We start from the raw sequence: 15,382 nt of genomic DNA on the forward strand, positions 1-15,382 counted from the left end.
CTGTACGTGACTGATCGGGGAAGCCGCTGTGCAACTCGTCCAGTAGCCGCTGCTCCCGATCGATCCGGCTTCGGTAGAGCTGGCGCTCGGCCTCGGTTTTGGCGCTCGCCAGCAGGATGCGATAGTGTCCGATCACCTTTTCGCTGCCGCGGATGAGGAGGTCGCGAAGGTCCCTCATAGCTCGGCCCTCGCTTCTTCGGAGCCGACCGGGCCGTTCGGCACCGTAAACGCGACGGGGAAGGTTTTCGTGGCAAAGGATTCGAGCGAAGCCTTCTCCTCGGCGAGGCGGCGTTCGATAAATTGACGTTCAAACTCCGATAGCTTCGTGCGAAGCAATCGCCGGTAGCGGTGGATGTTGTTGCGGTGCGCGCGGATGCGGATCAGATCTTCATCGAGTATCGTCGTCACTCCTGACGGTCGTCACGGTCCTTTTCGGTGTTAAGAAAGCCGGGAAAGAGAATTCCCGGCGAAAAAAATATTAGGCCGCGATTGGCTGTCAAGGCCCATCGCCGCATCTGCGAGCTCTCTGGAAATCGCACGCGGGACGCGATGCGCGATGGCCGAATGGTCGCAAAAATTTTTGACTTGGACCTCTTGAAACGGTTCGTCGTTTTTCTAAGTGATTTTTCACCGCGAGAGCGGTGTGCCGGGCGCCTTCATGGGTCCGGCGCGGGCGCCGGCCGGGTACCAGACCCGCTCTGACCCTGCCTTGCGCTCCTTGTATCCAGCTTGCTCTTTGGAGGACTTGGACATGAGGACCACCTTCGACTTCGCGCCCCTGTGGCGCTCCACCATCGGCTTCGACCACTTGGCCGACCTTGTCGACAGCACGCTGCGCCAGCCGAGCGAAGGCCACTATCCCCCGTACAACATCGAGCGCACCAGCGACGACCACTACCGGATCTCGCTGGCCGTCGCCGGGTTTGGCGCCGACGACATCGCCGTGACTGCCGAACAGAACGCGCTGACCATCGAGGGCAGGAAGCCCGAGAAGGCGGCCGGCGAGTACCTGTACCAGGGTATCGCTGCGCGACCGTTCCGGCGCGTGTTCAACCTAGCCGATTACGTCCAGGTGAAGGATGCCTGCTTCCGCGACGGACTACTGATCATCGATCTGGTCCGCGAGGTGCCGGAAGCCATGAAGCCGCGCCGGATCCAGATCGGAAGTGGCGCCTCTCCTGCCTCACACATCGAACAGAAGGCGGCCTGAGGCCGGCCAAGGTTCGACGGCGGAGCGCGGCGCGCGCAAGCCCGGCCGCGCTCCCTAGCTCATGCAACGAGGGAGAAAAACCATGGCAGTTCGTGATCTCATTCCCTGGTCCAGAAACCAGGAGGTCGCGCCGGCGCGCGGCACCCGCGATCCGTTCATGACGCTACACCGCGAAATGAACCGGCTCTTCGACGATGTCTTCCGCGGCCTCGGGGGCACAAGCCTGTCTCCGCTCATCGAGGGGCAATTCAGTTGGCCCAAGATCGAGCTCAGCGAGACCGACAAGGGGCTGACGATCTCTGCCGAGCTCCCGGGCATGACGGAGAAGGATGTCCAGATCGAAATCGCGAACGGGATGCTGACCATCCGCGGCGAGAAGAAGGGCGGGCGCAAGGAGGAAGGCAGATACTTCACCGAGCGTTACTACGGCTCGTTCGAGCGGCAGATAGTCCTCGAGGACGTCGAGGAAGACAAGGCCGAGGCCTTGTTCAAGGACGGCGTCCTGACGATCTCGATACCAAAGTCCGAGCATCCGCGCGCGGGCGTCAAGCGCATCGCGATCAAGTCGCAGTAAAGACCCGGGCGGCGGTCGACGCCGCCCGAACTCACCGAAGACCCTCCGAGGAAGGAGCGTAAAGGGAGGCATCGATGACAAAAGCTGGCACGAACGCAGGCAATCTCAATCCCCTCTTCCATCCGGCGGCGCACTATGCGTCTCCGGAAGATGTCCTGAACGATCCGGAGCTCTCCGCGCCGGAGAAGCGGATCATCCTGTCGTCCTGGGCGTCCGATATGTTCGCCGTCGAGTCCTTTCCCGCCTTGCGCGAGGTACCTGGCGTGAGCCACGCCATCCGGCTCGCCGACATTCTCGCCGCGCTGCGGCGGCTCGACGGCGAAGACGACGACCCGCCGCCTGGCGGAGTGCCGATGCGGCGGCGGCGGCCTTGGGCCGCCGCGCTACGGAGGTCGGCATGATATTCACGCAGGCCGTCATGACGATGGTTCTTATCGGGCACGCTTCGGCGACATGGGCCGTTCCGTTCGCAAAGCTCATCGGCTGCGCGAGCGGCACAAGCACGACATAGCTTCCTCCCGATAGGTGCCGCGTGCCGCCCGCTAGGCGTCCTCGTGGCTTTCCGGGCACGACCGGATCTTCATCCATGCCCCTCGTCCATCGCTCCATGCGGCGCGGGCCGACCGCGCTGGAGATGGCCAGCCTCATGATGGCCGCAGCGCGAGCATCTGAACTCGAGCCGGGCGTTTGGCCACACCGTCTTCGGCAGGTTGGCCGCCATCGGCCAGGCGCTGCATTGGGGGCACTTCACCAACAGAATGTCCGTTTTGAGCATCGACGCGTTGAACCGTTCACTTCTGGCGGGCCGGCTGCTGTGCGTTGGCCTTGTTCGGATCCGACTTGTTCGCTTCATGATGGCCGATGACGCAGCCGGCCGCTGCGCCAAGCTTGCCGTGGCCGGCCATGTGGCCGGCAACACCGCCCACGATCGCTCCCTTGATGCATCCTTTCGCCTCGGCACCTCCGGAGGAGACGAGCGCGACGGCGACAGCGGCAGCGGCGAGCATTGCTTTCATGACGGTTCTCCGAAGTTGAACCCGTCGGATCAATCGCCGCGGCACCAGTCCGTTCCCAGCCTTCGCGCGACCGGAAATAAAGCAGGAACGAGGCCTGGCCGCGCATCGTTGTCTTGTATCGATCTTAAACCGAAGAGGAGAATGACGATGGAAACGGAAAGGCGTGAAACAGGAACGCTCATCGGCAGCGACAAGGTCGAGGGCACCGCGGTGTACGGCGCCGGCGATCAGAAGATCGGCTCAATCGAACGCGTGATGATCGACAAGCTGACCGGCCAGGTCTCGTACGCAGTCCTCGGCTTCGGCGGCTTCTTAGGCATCGGCGACGACCACTATCCGCTGCCATGGCAGTCCCTGAAGTACGACACGAACCTCGGCGGATACCGGACCAACCTAAGTGCCGACAGGCTCCAGGGGGCGCCGCACTACGGTAACGATAACGAGTGGAATTGGGACGACCCGGGAAGGGCGAGAGCGGTGAACGACTACTACGCCGGGGTCTAGGCGCCGCCGCTTCTGGGCGGGACTCCGGCCAAGGGAAGGACTCCGAGACATCATGGTCCGCGGGCGCTTCGTCCCACGCTCGCCCGCGAGCCGCATCCAGCTTTTCTCTTTGATGCGCCCGCTCTCCCCACCACCCCGTCCTGGCGATGCATGGGGATGACGGATCAGCTCGTCCCCTACGGGGGTTCGGCTCCGCTCTCAGCGGCCGCGCGAGGGCTATATAAATCCACCAGCCTGTTTTTGTCGGCTTGCGCGACGAGGAAGTTTCGTTGCGCTCGATCCTGGCTACGCCTTGGCCGTGCCCGGCTCGGCCATCTTGCGATGCTGCTTGGCCAGTATCTCGTTCGGCGTGACGTTCGCGACCGTGGTCTGGATCTTGTTCTTGAGCCCCGTGACGATATCCGCGTCGCCGCGCAGCATTGCATCGAAGCCGGCCTTGGCGACGTCATACGCGCCATCCTTCGGTTCGGTCCCAACCTTGGTGTCCATCATGTCGGCGCGGCGGAAGAATTCGGTCTCGGTGGCGCCGGGCATCAGGCAGGTCACGGTGACGCCGCTGTCGCGCAGCTCCTCGCGCAGTGCAAACGAGAATGAATCGAGGAAAGCCTTGCTGGCATTGTAGACCGCCTGAAAACTGCCTGGCGTGAAGCCGGCGATCGATCCTGTGATCAGGATACGCCCGGAATTGCGCCGGAGCATCTCGTTACCGGCCCGATGGATCAGATACAGCGTGCCGGTGATGTTGGTTTCGATGATGCGCCTGATGCGCTGGAAATCCTGATGGAGGAACGCCTTGCCGAGCCCGATGCCGGCATTGGCCAGCAGCGCGTCGATCGGCCGGTCGGCCACCGCGGCGCAGAGTTTGTCGACACCTTCGGTGGTGGCGAGATCGGCCTGCACCGGCTCGACGCTGCCACCGAGCCTGCGCAGATCAACTGCCACCCTTTCGATCGCTGGCTCGTCTGCCGCGATGACCAGATTGAAACCTGCTTGGGCGCAGCACCTGGCGAGCTCCAGGCCGATCCCGGTGGAGGCGCCGGTGACGACGGCGAATTGATTGGCGGGCATGAGCGTGTTCCTTCGACGCAATGCTTGGGGATGATGTCACGCTCAATCACGGGCCTGCTCCCTCGTTCCTATTTTTGCGCAGGGCGGTGCAGTGCGAAGAATTTGCGACCGCGTAGCAACCATCGTTCATCGCTGGACTTAGATGCCTCGTGATCGAGCTCGGAGGACGGAGATGAAGGCGCTGGTTTGGCATGGCAAGGAGGACATCAGGTGCGACACCGTCACCGATCCTGAAATCCAGGACCCGCGCGACGCCATCATCAAGGTCACGAGCTGCGCCATCTGCGGCTCCGACTTGCATCTCTTCCACAATTACATTCCGGGCATGCTGCCCGGCGACATCATGGGCCATGAGACCATGGGCGAAGTAGTCGAGGTCGGCTCCGGCGTCGACGGCAAGCTGAAGAAAGGCGACCGCATCGTCGTGCCGTTCACGATCATTTGCGGCGAATGCGACCAGTGCAAGCGCGGCAATTTTTCGGTCTGCGAGACCACCAACCGTAAGAAGCATCTCGCCGACAAGGTGTTCGGGCACGCCACCGCCGGCCTGTTTGGCTACACGCATCTGACCGGCGGCTATCCCGGCGGCCAGGCCGAATATCTGCGCGTGCCCTTTGCCGACGCCACCCACATCAAGGTGCCCGCCGGCGTCCCCGACGAGCAATTGCTGTTTCTCAGCGACATCTTCCCGACCGGCTGGCAGGCCGCCGTGCAATGCGACATCGTGCCGACCGACACGGTGGCGATCTGGGGCTGCGGCCCGGTCGGGCAGATGGCGATCCGCAGCGCCATCCTGCTCGGCGCCAACCAGGTAATCGCGATCGATTGTCTGCCCGAGCGTCTCAGCATGGCGGAAGCCGGCGGCGCCACCACGATCAATTTCGAGACCGAGAGCGTGCTGGAGCGGCTCAAGGAGCTGACCGACGGCAAGGGCCCGGAAAAATGCATCGATTGCGTCGGCATGGAATCCCACGTGATGGCTTCCCTGCCCGACACCCTGCTCGACCGCGCCAAGCAGATGGTGATGGCGGAGAGCGACCGACCGCATGTGCTGCGCGAGATGATCTATGTTTGCCGGCCCGGCGGCATCATCTCGGTACCGGGCGTGTACAGCGGCTTCTCCGACATGATGCCGATGGGCGCCTTCATGAACAAGGGGCTGACGATGCGGACCGGCCAGACCCACGTCAACCGCTGGACCGACGATCTGCTCCGCCGCATCGAGGAGGGCCAGATCGATCCATCCTTCGTCATCACCCACACCGTTCCGCTTGAGCAAGGCCCCGAGATGTACCAGGTGTTTCGCGACAAGCGCGATTCCTGCGTCAAGGTCATGCTGAGGCCCTGAGGAGCAAGCCCATGTTTCATTTCTCCAACATCGTGCGCACCAAGGGTGATCCTGAGATCATCGAGGGCGGGCCAAGTCTGAAGCGGCCGGAAGACCAGCTCGCCCGCGCGCTCGGCTGGTTCAGCATCGGCCTCGGCGTCGTGGAATTCTTCGCGCCGCGACGCGTCACGGAAACGTTGGGCATGGAGGGCCGCGAGACGCTGGTGCGGGCCTTCGGCGTGCGCGAGATCCTGGCCGGGATCATGTCGCTCTCGGTCGACAAGAATGCCGGCCTATGGGCGCGCGTTGGCGGCGACGGCCTCGATGCCGCCGCGTTGCTCTCGGGATTGACGTCAGAGAATCCCAGGAAGGGCAACATTGCGCTCGCGCTGCTGATGGTCGGCGGCATCGCCATGCTGGACTACCGCGCCGCGCAGGACACCAAGCCGCGCCGGCCGCCGCGCGATGCACGGCGCAAGCTCTATCCGAACCGGAGCGGCTTCCCCAAGGGTATCGAGAGCGCCCGCAGCGCGGCGATGCAGATCGCAGCTCGCGCCGAAGCATGACGAGGTGAAGCAAGACGATGACTGGGCGGTCCCATGAAGCAGATGCGTGGTGGGAATCCGCCATCATCTACGAGATCGCACTGGTCTCCTTCCAGGACGCCGATGGCGACGGCAAGGGCGATCTCGCTGGCCTGATGTCGCGCATCGACTATCTGAAATGGCTCGGCGTCGATGCGATCTGGCTGACGCCGATCTACAAGAGCCCGTTCCGTGATCTCGGCTACGACATCTCGGATTACTGCTCGATCGATCCCGCCTTCGGCAGCCTCGATGATTTCGATCGCCTGCTCGACGCGCTGCACGCCGAAGGCATCCGCCTCATCCTCGATCTCGTTCCCAACCACACCGCGGACGATCACGCATGGTTCGTCGAGAGCTCCAGCTCGCCGAACAGTGCCAAGGCCGATTGGTACATCTGGGCCGATGCGGCCGAGACCGGCGGGCCGCCCAACAACTGGCTGAGCCGCTTCGGCGGCAGCGGTTGGGAATGGTGCGAGGCGCGGCGGCAATACTACTACCACTCCTTCCTGGTCGAGCAGCCTGACCTCAATTGGCGCAATCCGCAGCTGCGCGCCGCGATCGCCGACGTGATGCGGTTCTGGCTCGATCGCGGCGTCGACGGTTTTCGCGTCGACGCCAGCGCGGTGCTGATCAAGGATGCGCTGCTGCGCGACAATCCGCCGAACCCGCAGGCCGAGGGCAAACCGCCGCCGCAGCGTCAGACGCCTGTTTTCACGGATGACCGGCCGGAGACGATGACCTGCATCGAATTCATCAGAGAGGTGGTCGACGACTATCCGGAACGGCTGCTCTGCGGCGAGGTGCAGGGCAAGACCGACCGCATCGGTCACTTCTACGGGAACGACCGGCCGCGCCTGCATCTGCCGCTGAATTTCGCGCTGCTCGACGCGCATTGGGATGCGCTGTCGCTGCAAGCGGCTATCGACGCCTATTATAACGCCCTGCCCGACGATGCCTGGCCGGTCTGGTTGATCGGCGGCCACGACAAGCAGCGGATCGCGAGCAAGATCGGCGAAGCGCAGATGCGTGTGCTGGCGATGCTGCTGATGACGCTGCACGGAACGCCGTTCCTGTATATGGGCGACGAGATCGGCCGCAAGCGCGTGCCGATTCCGCCCGACCGCGTCTGTGATCCCTTCGAGAAGCTGGTGCCGGGATACGGGCTGTGCCGCGATCCCGAACGCGCGCCGATGCGGTGGGATAGCAGCGCCAATGGCGGCTTCAGCACCGACGATCCCTGGCTTCCGCTGGAGCGTGATGGCGCGCTCAACGTGGCCGCGCAGTGCCGTGACGAACATTCGATCCTGGCGCTATTTCGCGCGCTGATGGCGCTCCGGCGCGAGCATGCGTGCCTACGCCAGGGCGGCTATGAGCCGCTGCGCTCACAAAACGAGGTTCTGGCCTACGGGCGGACCGATGGCCGGAACGGGATACTGGTCGCGCTCAACATCGCCGCCGAACCGCGCAAATGGCACTGGCAAGGCCATGGCCGCCTGCTGATGTCGACACATCTGGACCGACCGCCCGCGCCGCAGCCGGACGCCACCACCCTGCTCCGGGGCAATGAAGGGGTGATCATCGCGATCGAGACCCGGTAATCACCGCAGGAACCATCGGAGCATCAGTGAGTCTCATCAACGCTTCCGGCAAGACCGACATCGAATCCTCAGCCCAGGCCGCCGAAGCGCTGCGGCCTGTCGCGGGCGCCTTGGCCGAGTTGTTCGCGCTCGGGATCATCGGCACAGGCCTACCTGCCATCAGGGTAATGGCCGGCTCGACCGCTTATGCGATCAACGAAGGGCGCAAATGGCCGGTCGGACTGTGGCGAAAGCCGAAGGAAGCGACCGCCTTCTACAGCGTGATCGGATTATCGGTCGGGCTTGGCGTGGCGCTCAACTTCACCACTCTCGACCCTATCAAGGCGCTGTATTGGAGCGCGGTGATCAACGGCATTCTGGCCGAGCCCGTGATGACGATTATGATGCTTCTGGTGCGACGGAAGGCAATGATGGGCCACCTTAGTAGGTCCCGTTTACTGGCTCGGCTGGCTCGCAACCGCGGCTATCGCATTTAGCATCGTGGGAATGGGCATCTTTCCTCCGCTGATCGTCCATGCTTGGAGAGCCCAAGATGGCGCAGCGAATGACTGCTATCGAGCAGCTTTGGGCTCGCCGATTTTGGTCCGATGCAGCCAGTTGCTCAGATGCGTCAAACTGCACTTTGTTGCGTCGGGAATAATAGGAACCCTCCAATGCAATCCTGGTTATCGGAGCCCATCTACTGGAGGACAAAATGAAAAAGACGACTCTTCTCTTGCTCACGGCGGCTTCGCTTCTGGCCTCATCGGCGTTCGCGCAGAATCCGCCGGCCGCGGATCGGCCGAACAACAACGCCGTCAATAGCTCCGGGCAGAACAATTCGAGCCAGCCAGTCGCGGGAGCAAACAGCTTCACTGAAGGACAGGCGAAGTCGAAGATCGAGGAAGCCGGCTGGACCAACGTCACCGCCCTCAAGAAGGACGACAATGGCGTGTGGCGCGGCAAGGCCAGCAAGGGCGGCTCCACAGCCGACGTCAGCCTCGACTTTCAGGGCAACGTGAACCCGACCAAATAAGAAACAAGCACAGAACTAAGAGTGGAAAAGAACATGACCATTCCAATTTCGCGCCTTTACGACAGCTATGCGGATGCTCAGCGCGCCGTCACCAACCTCGAAACGGCGGGCGTGCCGCATTCAGATCTCAGCATCGTCGCCAACAATTCAGACAGCTGGTACAGCACCGACAACAAGAAGGTGGATCGTGACCGCGACGGCGTCGACGATCGAGCAGAAGGCGCCGCGACCGGAGCCGGCATCGGCGCTGGCCTCGGTGGTGCGGCGGGCCTGCTCGCCGGTCTCGGGCTACTTGCGATTCCGGGCCTGGGCCCTGTCGTGGCCGCCGGGTGGCTCGCGTCAGCCGCATTGGTGGCAACGGCCGGTGCCGCAACCGGCGGACTCATTGGCGCACTCACGCAGGCTGGCGTGTCCCACGAAGACGCTGCGCTCTACGCCGAAGGCGTAAGGCGCGGCGGCACTCTGGTTTCGGCACGTGTGCCCGAGGCGGATCGCGCGCGCATCGAGGCCATTCTGGATCAATCGTCGGTCAACTTGAGCGACCGTCGCGCGGCCTGGCAGAAATCCGGTTGGACGAACTTCGATCCTTCCGCCAAGCCCTATGGCGCCGACGAGGTGCGCAAGGAGCGCGAACTTTACCGCACTGGCGTCCGTTAGGTCGATCGGCGGACCACACGACTTGAGAAGAAGGCCTGCCAAACTCTGGCGGGCCTTTTTCAGTGCGTGCGCAATCTGATCGGACCTCGTCGAACGTGTTTTCACTAGGAACGAAGCGTGATGCCCATCGTTCGGGACTGTATATCTGTCCTGAACTTCGAGGCCTTCAATGTATCACCACGTCAAGAAACTGATGTACACCGTTCGCGTCGACGAGCCGGATCCCCGCTTTGGCAATATGCTTCTCGAACAGTTCGGCGGCGCCAACGGCGAGCTCGCGGCGGCGATGCAATATTCGATACAAGGACTCAATTGCGAAGACCCTGATCGCAAGGACCTGTTGATGGACATCGGCACCGAAGAGCTGAGCCATCTGGAGATCGTCGGCACCCTCGCTCGCATGCATCTCAAGCCCTCGAAGTTCGACCGCCAGGCTGCGGAGGCCGATCCGCTCATCGCGATCGCGGGCGGCGGCGGGGTCAACCTCTTCAACTCGCAGGGCAACGCGTGGACCGCGGACTATTTGAAAATTACCGGCGAACTGGATGTCGATCTGCGCAGCAACATTGCCGCCGAGGCACGCGCCAAGATCGTCTATGAGCGGCTGATCAACTTCTGCGACGATGCCGGCACCAAGGATGCGCTGCAATTCCTCATGACCCGCGAGATTACCCATATGAAGGCTTTCTCGCTCGCACTGGAAAGCATGGCGAAGCCGGCATTCAGCATCGGCCGCATCGCGCCGACCCCCGGCCTTGTCGACCAGTTTTTCAACGATTCGACCGGAACGGGCGATCACGGCGAGATCGACACGCGTGGTCCGTGGAATGAGGGCGGAGAATGGGTTTTCACGGAATCTCCGGCGATCCAGTCCGGCGAGCAAAGTCCCGCGGCGACCATCGTCACCGAGAGCTCTCCAGCGGTCGACGAGGTCGGCCTGGGTGAGCTCCTGGTCGATGAGCTCCGCGACATTCTTCACGCCGAGAAGCAATTGACGAAGGCGTTGCCGAAAATGGCGCAAGCCGCACGGTTCGATCAGCTTCGCGAGCTGTTCGAGCAGCATCTCGCCGAGACTGAAGTCCAGGTCGAACGCATCAACGAATGTTTCGAGATGCTCGGCAAGTCCGCGCGGGCCAAGCCCTGCAAAGGCATGATGGGGCTGGTCGAGGAAGGCCAGGAAATCATGGCTGAAGGCGAGGAGAAGGAGGATGCGGCTGCCGACCTCGCACTGATCGGTGCGGCGCAGCGGGTCGAGCACTACGAGATTGCTGGCTACACCACCGCGCGCAATCTCGCCCAACAACTGCGTCATAGTACCATCGTTAGCCTGTTATCGAAGTCTCTCGCCGAGGAGGAGAACGCGGACCAGCTGTTGAACCAGGTGGCCCGTTCGCTGATGTCGGTGGCAAAAATGCCGGCTGCTGTGGAGCAGACGGAGTAATTGATCTACTCGATGGCTATCCTCAAAACCGCCGGATGGCGCGCACGCGACCTTCCGGCGGCCGCACCGCCAGGGACCTCGGAACTTCACAGCCGGCCGTAGCCTACGACGGTAGCGTTCTTGCTGGCCGCCAGTCCTCGGGGATCACGACCGAACTATCGGCGGTTATTCGCGTTTACCGACATCATGTCAGACGCCTTTGACTACTTCCGGGCCTACGCTGTGCGAGCTCTTTGCAAGGCTCGATCCATGTCGCGGGGCCGGTCGAAGCATCTTCAGCTCGTTGTCGGCCTCATTTACAATCTCCTTAAGAAAAAGGCCGCCTATGGCCCGAACACGCAGCACCTTGACGACTTCCGGGCGGCGCAGAAGCTCGAGAGATCTCTCGCTCATCGACCCGATGACGGCACTGCTCAAGGTGGGTCTGCGCCGTCGAGCCCTCGGAGCGCGCGATGGGAGGCTCGTTGAGTGCCTTGCCTCGACGCCCCCGCCGTAGCAGGTCTCCTGCGAGAATACGCCCAGCGAACCGCCTTGCGTGGCGACAACCCCTACAGGACAAAAGCCTATGCGCAAGCTGCCGACAGCTTGGCCGCCCTCGCCATCCCGCTCCATGTTCTGATCGCCGAAGATCGTCTCACGGAAATTCCCGGCGTCGGCGACGCAATAGCCGACATCATCACCAAGTTTCACAAGACCGGCACTCATCCCAGCCTTGAAAAGCTTCGGAAGGAGCTTCCCGAGGGCGTGCTGGAGATGCTTGCCGTGCCCGGCCTTCGTCCTGAGAAAGTGCTGCGTCTCCACAAGGATCTCGGCATCACCTCGCTCGCCGAATTAGAAGCCGCCACCAAGGACGATCGCATCAAGAAGACTAAAGGACTGGGCGCTACGCTACAGACCAAGATCCTGCAAGGCCTGACTATCGCGAAGAGCGGAGAAGGCCGCTTCCACCTCCACCGCGCCGCCGCCCTGCTCGCGCACGCCAAGGACTCGCTTCGCAAGGCCCGCCCTGATCTCAAGCGCGTGACGATCGCAGGCGATTTTCGCCGAGGCTGCGAACTCGTCGGCAATCTCACGATCGTTGCGGAAGCTGCCAACGCGGGCAGAACACCGAAGACGTCCGCGGCGAACGGACTACAAATTCGCGTGTCGAATCGCAAGCATTTCGGCGCCGCCCTTCTCTTTGCTACCGGCTCTGCGGCTCACATCGAGCAGCTCCAAGCAAGGGCCGCTGAAAAAGGAATGCGCTTGGAGGCCGACGGATTGCACAAGGGGCGTACCTTGATCGCCGGCGACGAGGCCGACATCTATTGCGCTCTCGACCTGCCGTTTATCGATCCCGAACTCCGGGAGGGACGTAACGAGGTCGAACTGGCGCTGAAGGGGAAACTGCCGAAGCTCGTCACCGACAAGGACCTGCGCGGAATCCTTCACTGCCACACGGATGCCTCCGACGGCACCGAGACCTTGGAAACCATGGCGAAAGCAACTCGCGAGCGCGGTTTCGAATATTTCGGGGTCGCCGACCATTCCAAGTCCGCGCACTATGCCGGAGGTCTGTCGGTCGAGGAGATCGCGCAGCAGCACCGGGAAGCCGACCTGCTAAACAAACACTTCGGCAAGGATTTCCGGATCCTCAAGGGCATCGAGTCCGACATTCTGGCCGACGGGTCCCTGGACTATGCGGACGACGTGCTGGAACGCTTCGATTTCGTGGTCGCGAGCATCCACGGCCGCTTCAAGCTGGACCGCAAGGCGCAGACGCAGCGCCTGCTTCGGGCTATCTCCAATCCTCACACCACCATCATTGGCCACATGACAGGGCGACAGCTTCAGCGGCGGCCCGGCTACGAAATCGACATCGAGAAGGTCCTTCGCAGATGCGCCAGGCATGACGTGGTCGTCGAGATCAACGCCCATCCGTGGCGTCTCGACCTGGACTGGCGTTGGCACCAAGCCGCCCTGGATTTTGGCTGCATGATGAGCATCAACCCTGACGCGCACTCGATCCCCGAGTTCGACCATATGCATTGGGGCGTCGAGATGGCGCGCAAGGGCGGCGTGCCGCCAGATAGGGTGCTGAACGCGATGGCGCTGCCGGAGCTCACGCGATACCTCCGCCAGAAGCGCCGGTCGCTTGCCCGGGCAGCCTGATGCCGCCGGCGCACGATCACTCGCTAGAGGGAAAAGTGGTGGCCGTCGCGGCCGATCGCGGTCATCACTTTAGCAAACCGCGGCAGGATCAAATCGTGCTGGTGGAAGGCCACGGCGTCGAAGGCGACGCGCACGCGCGCGCGTTCGTCCGGCATCGTTACCTCGCCCGTCGCGAGCCTCGGCTTCCCAATCTGCGCCAAGTTCACCTGATTCGATCCGAACTCTTTGCACCCCTCTCAGTGGGCGGTTTAAAGGTCGGACCGAAAGGGCTTGGCGAGAACATCACCACTGCCGGTCTGGACCTCGAGCGATCGCCGCTCGGGATCCTCATCAAGGTTGGACCCGCAGCGATCATAGAGTTGACCGGCCTCCGGACGCCCTGCATCCTCATCGAACGCTTCCAGGCCGGCCTGAAACGACAGGTGGCCTCGTCGGAGGGAACGGCCCTCCATTCAAATGCAGAGTGCCTGGCTTGGTGTGGGCCGGCGGAATTGTTGGGGCCGGTCATACCGCGCGGGTTCGGCTCCCGTTCGCCTTTCGTGATTACCGGCCCTCTAGGTCTTGTGGCCCAATTGTTCGCCCGCCGTCCATGAGTGCAAGGAAGCATGCACACGCGCGGGAACGGCTCGGAGGCCCGCAAGTTCCCATTAGGAGGGATGGGACGCAGCGCCCTTCGTTAGGCAAGAGCGCGAGAACGATGTTCGGAAAGCCAAATGTCCTCCTCCGGTCTAGACAGGAAAAGGCAGGATATTCAGCGGAAGCAGACCCGCTCTTTGCTGCTGGTCTTGGCTGTCGGATTCGCGGTGTTTTTGGCCGCTGCCGGAACCCTTTACTACATCCTGCAGCCTGTGACGCTCCGGGTCGCCGTTGGTCCGCCCGGCAGCGAAGACCATGCGGTGATAGAGGCCATGGTCGAGGCTTTTGCCGACGAAAGCCGGACCGTTCTGCTGTCTCCGATCTCGACCGCCGGCGCGGCCGAATCGCTGGCCCTGCTGGGCGATGGGAAGGCCGACCTCGCGGTCGGTCGCGCTGATCTGAGCATGCCTTCGGACGCGCAGACGCTCGCCGTGCTGCGAAAGAACTACGCCGTCCTGTGGTCGTTTTCCGGATCAGGCGCCAAGTCCGCGAGGAAGAAGCCAGGGGGGAAGATCGCTGAAATCGCTGATCTCGCCGGTCACAAGGTGGGCGTTATCGGCAGGACGGCAGCAAACGTGTCGGTCCTGCGGGTCATCCTCAGCGGGTCCGGCGTTGAGCCGGACAAGGTGGCCGTGGCGCAGTTCGGCACGGATGAAATCGAGAAGCTCGCGCAAGATCGTACGATCGATGCGTATCTCGCCGTGGGTCCGCTCGACAGCAAAATCACAGCCGACGCAATCGCAACGACAGCCCGCGCGCGCGGTACACCAAAATTCCTCTCGATCGACGCATCTGAAGCCATCGCATTGAAGCACTCGCGCTATGAGGCGGAAGAGATTCCGCCAAGTGTCTTCAACGCAAAGTCGACATGGCCGGAGGAAAAGGTCGATACGATCGCCGTCAGCCATCTGATCCTGGCCAGGAAAGAGCTATCCGAAGCCCGGGCGGCGGCCTTCTATCGGCAGCTTTTCGCCGTTCGCGACGCCATCACCCATCACGTCTCTGGCGCCGCTCACATCACCAAGCCAGAGACAGAGAAGGAGGCCGAGCCGTCCGTCCATCGTGGCGCCGCGGCTGTCATCAACGGTACAGAACGGACCTTCCTGGACAAGTACAGCGACTACATCTGGTTCGCCCTATTACTTCTGTCCGGCATTGGCTCGGCAGTCGCATGGCTGCGTCGTTATTTGAACCGCGACGAAAGGGACGATAGCACTGTTCATCGCAACCGAATCCTTGCCGCTGCTTCGGAGGTTCGCGCCGCCCAATCGGAAAACGTGTTGTTAACATCGCAACGAGAAGTCGATGCCATCATTGAAAATGCGCTCGCTTGCTTCGATCAGGGGGCGCTCGAACAAGACGATCTTGCCGCCTTCACCCTGGCGCTCGAACTTTTCGATCGTGCCGTTGCGGAGAGGCGCGCGGAATTGCAGGCGGGCCTGATAGATCAGGCGCGGGGCCCTGCCGGTGCGCCCACCCTGGCCTCTCGCCGATGAGGAGCCGCGCCGTGCGGCCACGACCGCAAAGCTTGTCCGTTTGCCTCAATCGACGACATCGACGAAGATTGATGACAAGCGCCGCAGCGGCAACCGCGTTCT

Annotated in this window: 16 protein-coding genes and 1 pseudogene; 14 read left to right on the top strand and 3 right to left on the bottom strand. The window is 62.6% G+C overall.

The features are described 5' to 3' along the window. Nucleotides 1-174 precede the first annotated feature (174 nt). Nucleotides 175-408 (bottom strand): hypothetical protein, encoded by a 234-nt coding sequence (locus WN72_RS35205; RefSeq protein WP_430640418.1) that lies wholly within the window; start codon nucleotides 406-408, stop codon nucleotides 175-177. A 343-nt stretch (nucleotides 409-751) separates the two neighbouring features. On the opposite strand from WN72_RS35205, the gene WN72_RS35210 reads away from it, so the two are divergent. The 3 genes from WN72_RS35210 to WN72_RS35220 all read left to right on the top strand — a co-directional run bounded on the left by WN72_RS35210 (nucleotide 752) and on the right by WN72_RS35220 (nucleotide 2,185). After that, nucleotides 752-1,210 carry an Hsp20 family protein gene (locus WN72_RS35210; protein WP_194482943.1) on the top strand — a complete coding sequence of 153 codons (459 nt, stop codon included), beginning with the start codon at nucleotides 752-754 and terminating at the stop codon, nucleotides 1,208-1,210. Between the two features lie 82 nt (nucleotides 1,211-1,292). After that, nucleotides 1,293-1,784 (top strand): Hsp20/alpha crystallin family protein, encoded by a 492-nt coding sequence (locus WN72_RS35215; protein ID WP_194482944.1) that lies wholly within the window; start codon nucleotides 1,293-1,295, stop codon nucleotides 1,782-1,784. A gap of 74 nt (nucleotides 1,785-1,858) precedes the next feature. Next, nucleotides 1,859-2,185, top strand: a complete 327-nt coding sequence (locus WN72_RS35220) for a hypothetical protein (protein WP_194482945.1) — start codon at nucleotides 1,859-1,861, stop codon at nucleotides 2,183-2,185. Between the two features lie 390 nt (nucleotides 2,186-2,575). Here the strand turns inward: WN72_RS35220 and WN72_RS35225 are convergent, their stop codons facing one another. Then, nucleotides 2,576-2,800 carry a hypothetical protein gene (locus tag WN72_RS35225; protein WP_092215079.1) on the bottom strand — a complete coding sequence of 75 codons (225 nt, stop codon included), beginning with the start codon at nucleotides 2,798-2,800 and terminating at the stop codon, nucleotides 2,576-2,578. 147 nt (nucleotides 2,801-2,947) lie between these two features. On the opposite strand from WN72_RS35225, the gene WN72_RS35230 reads away from it, so the two are divergent. Then, on the top strand, nucleotides 2,948-3,304 hold the full coding sequence (locus WN72_RS35230; RefSeq protein WP_092215381.1) for a PRC-barrel domain-containing protein: 357 nt from the start codon (nucleotides 2,948-2,950) through the stop codon (nucleotides 3,302-3,304). Between the two features lie 285 nt (nucleotides 3,305-3,589). On the opposite strand, the gene WN72_RS35235 is transcribed toward WN72_RS35230, so the two are convergent. Further along, nucleotides 3,590-4,372 carry an SDR family NAD(P)-dependent oxidoreductase gene (locus tag WN72_RS35235; RefSeq protein ID WP_092215081.1) on the bottom strand — a complete coding sequence of 261 codons (783 nt, stop codon included), beginning with the start codon at nucleotides 4,370-4,372 and terminating at the stop codon, nucleotides 3,590-3,592. 172 nt (nucleotides 4,373-4,544) lie between these two features. Between WN72_RS35235 and WN72_RS35240 the strand changes: the two genes are divergently transcribed. From WN72_RS35240 to WN72_RS35285, 10 genes and pseudogenes are all read left to right on the top strand, one after another. Beyond that, the gene (locus WN72_RS35240; protein ID WP_092215083.1) at nucleotides 4,545-5,720 is read left to right on the top strand and encodes a zinc-dependent alcohol dehydrogenase; all 1,176 of its coding nucleotides are present in this window, start codon (nucleotides 4,545-4,547) and stop codon (nucleotides 5,718-5,720) included. Between the two features lie 11 nt (nucleotides 5,721-5,731). Continuing rightward, entirely contained in the window at nucleotides 5,732-6,265 is a 534-nt protein-coding gene (locus WN72_RS35245) for a hypothetical protein (protein WP_092215085.1), read from the top strand. Between the two features lie 17 nt (nucleotides 6,266-6,282). Next, on the top strand, nucleotides 6,283-7,884 hold the full coding sequence (locus tag WN72_RS35250) for an alpha-amylase family glycosyl hydrolase (protein WP_092215087.1): 1,602 nt from the start codon (nucleotides 6,283-6,285) through the stop codon (nucleotides 7,882-7,884). Then, nucleotides 7,881-8,373 (top strand): annotated as a pseudogene (locus WN72_RS35255) (divalent metal cation transporter); the annotation flags it as partial. The gene WN72_RS35250 and the pseudogene WN72_RS35255, both read left to right, overlap by 4 nt. Nucleotides 8,374-8,578: 205 nt before the next feature. Continuing rightward, entirely contained in the window at nucleotides 8,579-8,899 is a 321-nt protein-coding gene (locus tag WN72_RS35260; protein ID WP_167380753.1) for a PepSY domain-containing protein, read from the top strand. A 33-nt stretch (nucleotides 8,900-8,932) separates the two neighbouring features. After that, entirely contained in the window at nucleotides 8,933-9,556 is a 624-nt protein-coding gene (locus WN72_RS35265) for a hypothetical protein (RefSeq protein WP_092215383.1), read from the top strand. Nucleotides 9,557-9,725: 169 nt separating this feature from the next. Continuing rightward, on the top strand, nucleotides 9,726-10,997 hold the full coding sequence (locus WN72_RS35270) for a DUF892 family protein (RefSeq protein WP_092215091.1): 1,272 nt from the start codon (nucleotides 9,726-9,728) through the stop codon (nucleotides 10,995-10,997). A 468-nt stretch (nucleotides 10,998-11,465) separates the two neighbouring features. Beyond that, the gene (locus tag WN72_RS35275; protein WP_092215095.1) at nucleotides 11,466-13,148 is read left to right on the top strand and encodes a DNA polymerase/3'-5' exonuclease PolX; all 1,683 of its coding nucleotides are present in this window, start codon (nucleotides 11,466-11,468) and stop codon (nucleotides 13,146-13,148) included. A gap of 38 nt (nucleotides 13,149-13,186) precedes the next feature. Next, nucleotides 13,187-13,741, top strand: a complete 555-nt coding sequence (locus tag WN72_RS35280; protein ID WP_244553723.1) for an MOSC domain-containing protein — start codon at nucleotides 13,187-13,189, stop codon at nucleotides 13,739-13,741. 120 nt (nucleotides 13,742-13,861) lie between these two features. Continuing rightward, nucleotides 13,862-15,280 carry a TAXI family TRAP transporter solute-binding subunit gene (locus WN72_RS35285; protein ID WP_092215098.1) on the top strand — a complete coding sequence of 473 codons (1,419 nt, stop codon included), beginning with the start codon at nucleotides 13,862-13,864 and terminating at the stop codon, nucleotides 15,278-15,280. The last annotated feature ends 102 nt before the right edge of the window (nucleotides 15,281-15,382 follow it).

Origin of the sequence: Bradyrhizobium arachidis, assembly GCF_015291705.1 — a bacterium.
GTDB classification, from domain to species: domain Bacteria; phylum Pseudomonadota; class Alphaproteobacteria; order Rhizobiales; family Xanthobacteraceae; genus Bradyrhizobium; species Bradyrhizobium arachidis.

Excerpts from the sequence above, each read along its gene's own strand:
- WN72_RS35260 (WP_167380753.1), top strand. The coding sequence starts at position 8,579 with ATGAAAAAGACGACTCTTCTCTTGCTCACGGCGGCTTCGCTTCTGGCC.
- WN72_RS35225 (WP_092215079.1), bottom strand. The coding sequence starts at position 2,800 with ATGAAAGCAATGCTCGCCGCTGCCGCTGTCGCCGTCGCGCTCGTCTCC.
- WN72_RS35230 (WP_092215381.1), top strand. The coding sequence starts at position 2,948 with ATGGAAACGGAAAGGCGTGAAACAGGAACGCTCATCGGCAGCGACAAG.
- WN72_RS35265 (WP_092215383.1), top strand. The coding sequence starts at position 8,933 with ATGACCATTCCAATTTCGCGCCTTTACGACAGCTATGCGGATGCTCAG.
- WN72_RS35270 (WP_092215091.1), top strand. The coding sequence starts at position 9,726 with ATGTATCACCACGTCAAGAAACTGATGTACACCGTTCGCGTCGACGAG.
- WN72_RS35245 (WP_092215085.1), top strand. The coding sequence starts at position 5,732 with ATGTTTCATTTCTCCAACATCGTGCGCACCAAGGGTGATCCTGAGATC.
- WN72_RS35215 (WP_194482944.1), top strand. The coding sequence starts at position 1,293 with ATGGCAGTTCGTGATCTCATTCCCTGGTCCAGAAACCAGGAGGTCGCG.
- WN72_RS35235 (WP_092215081.1), bottom strand. The coding sequence starts at position 4,372 with ATGCCCGCCAATCAATTCGCCGTCGTCACCGGCGCCTCCACCGGGATC.
- WN72_RS35210 (WP_194482943.1), top strand. The coding sequence starts at position 752 with ATGAGGACCACCTTCGACTTCGCGCCCCTGTGGCGCTCCACCATCGGC.
- WN72_RS35250 (WP_092215087.1), top strand. The coding sequence starts at position 6,283 with ATGACTGGGCGGTCCCATGAAGCAGATGCGTGGTGGGAATCCGCCATC.
- WN72_RS35220 (WP_194482945.1), top strand. The coding sequence starts at position 1,859 with ATGACAAAAGCTGGCACGAACGCAGGCAATCTCAATCCCCTCTTCCAT.
- WN72_RS35240 (WP_092215083.1), top strand. The coding sequence starts at position 4,545 with ATGAAGGCGCTGGTTTGGCATGGCAAGGAGGACATCAGGTGCGACACC.
- WN72_RS35285 (WP_092215098.1), top strand. The coding sequence starts at position 13,862 with ATGTCCTCCTCCGGTCTAGACAGGAAAAGGCAGGATATTCAGCGGAAG.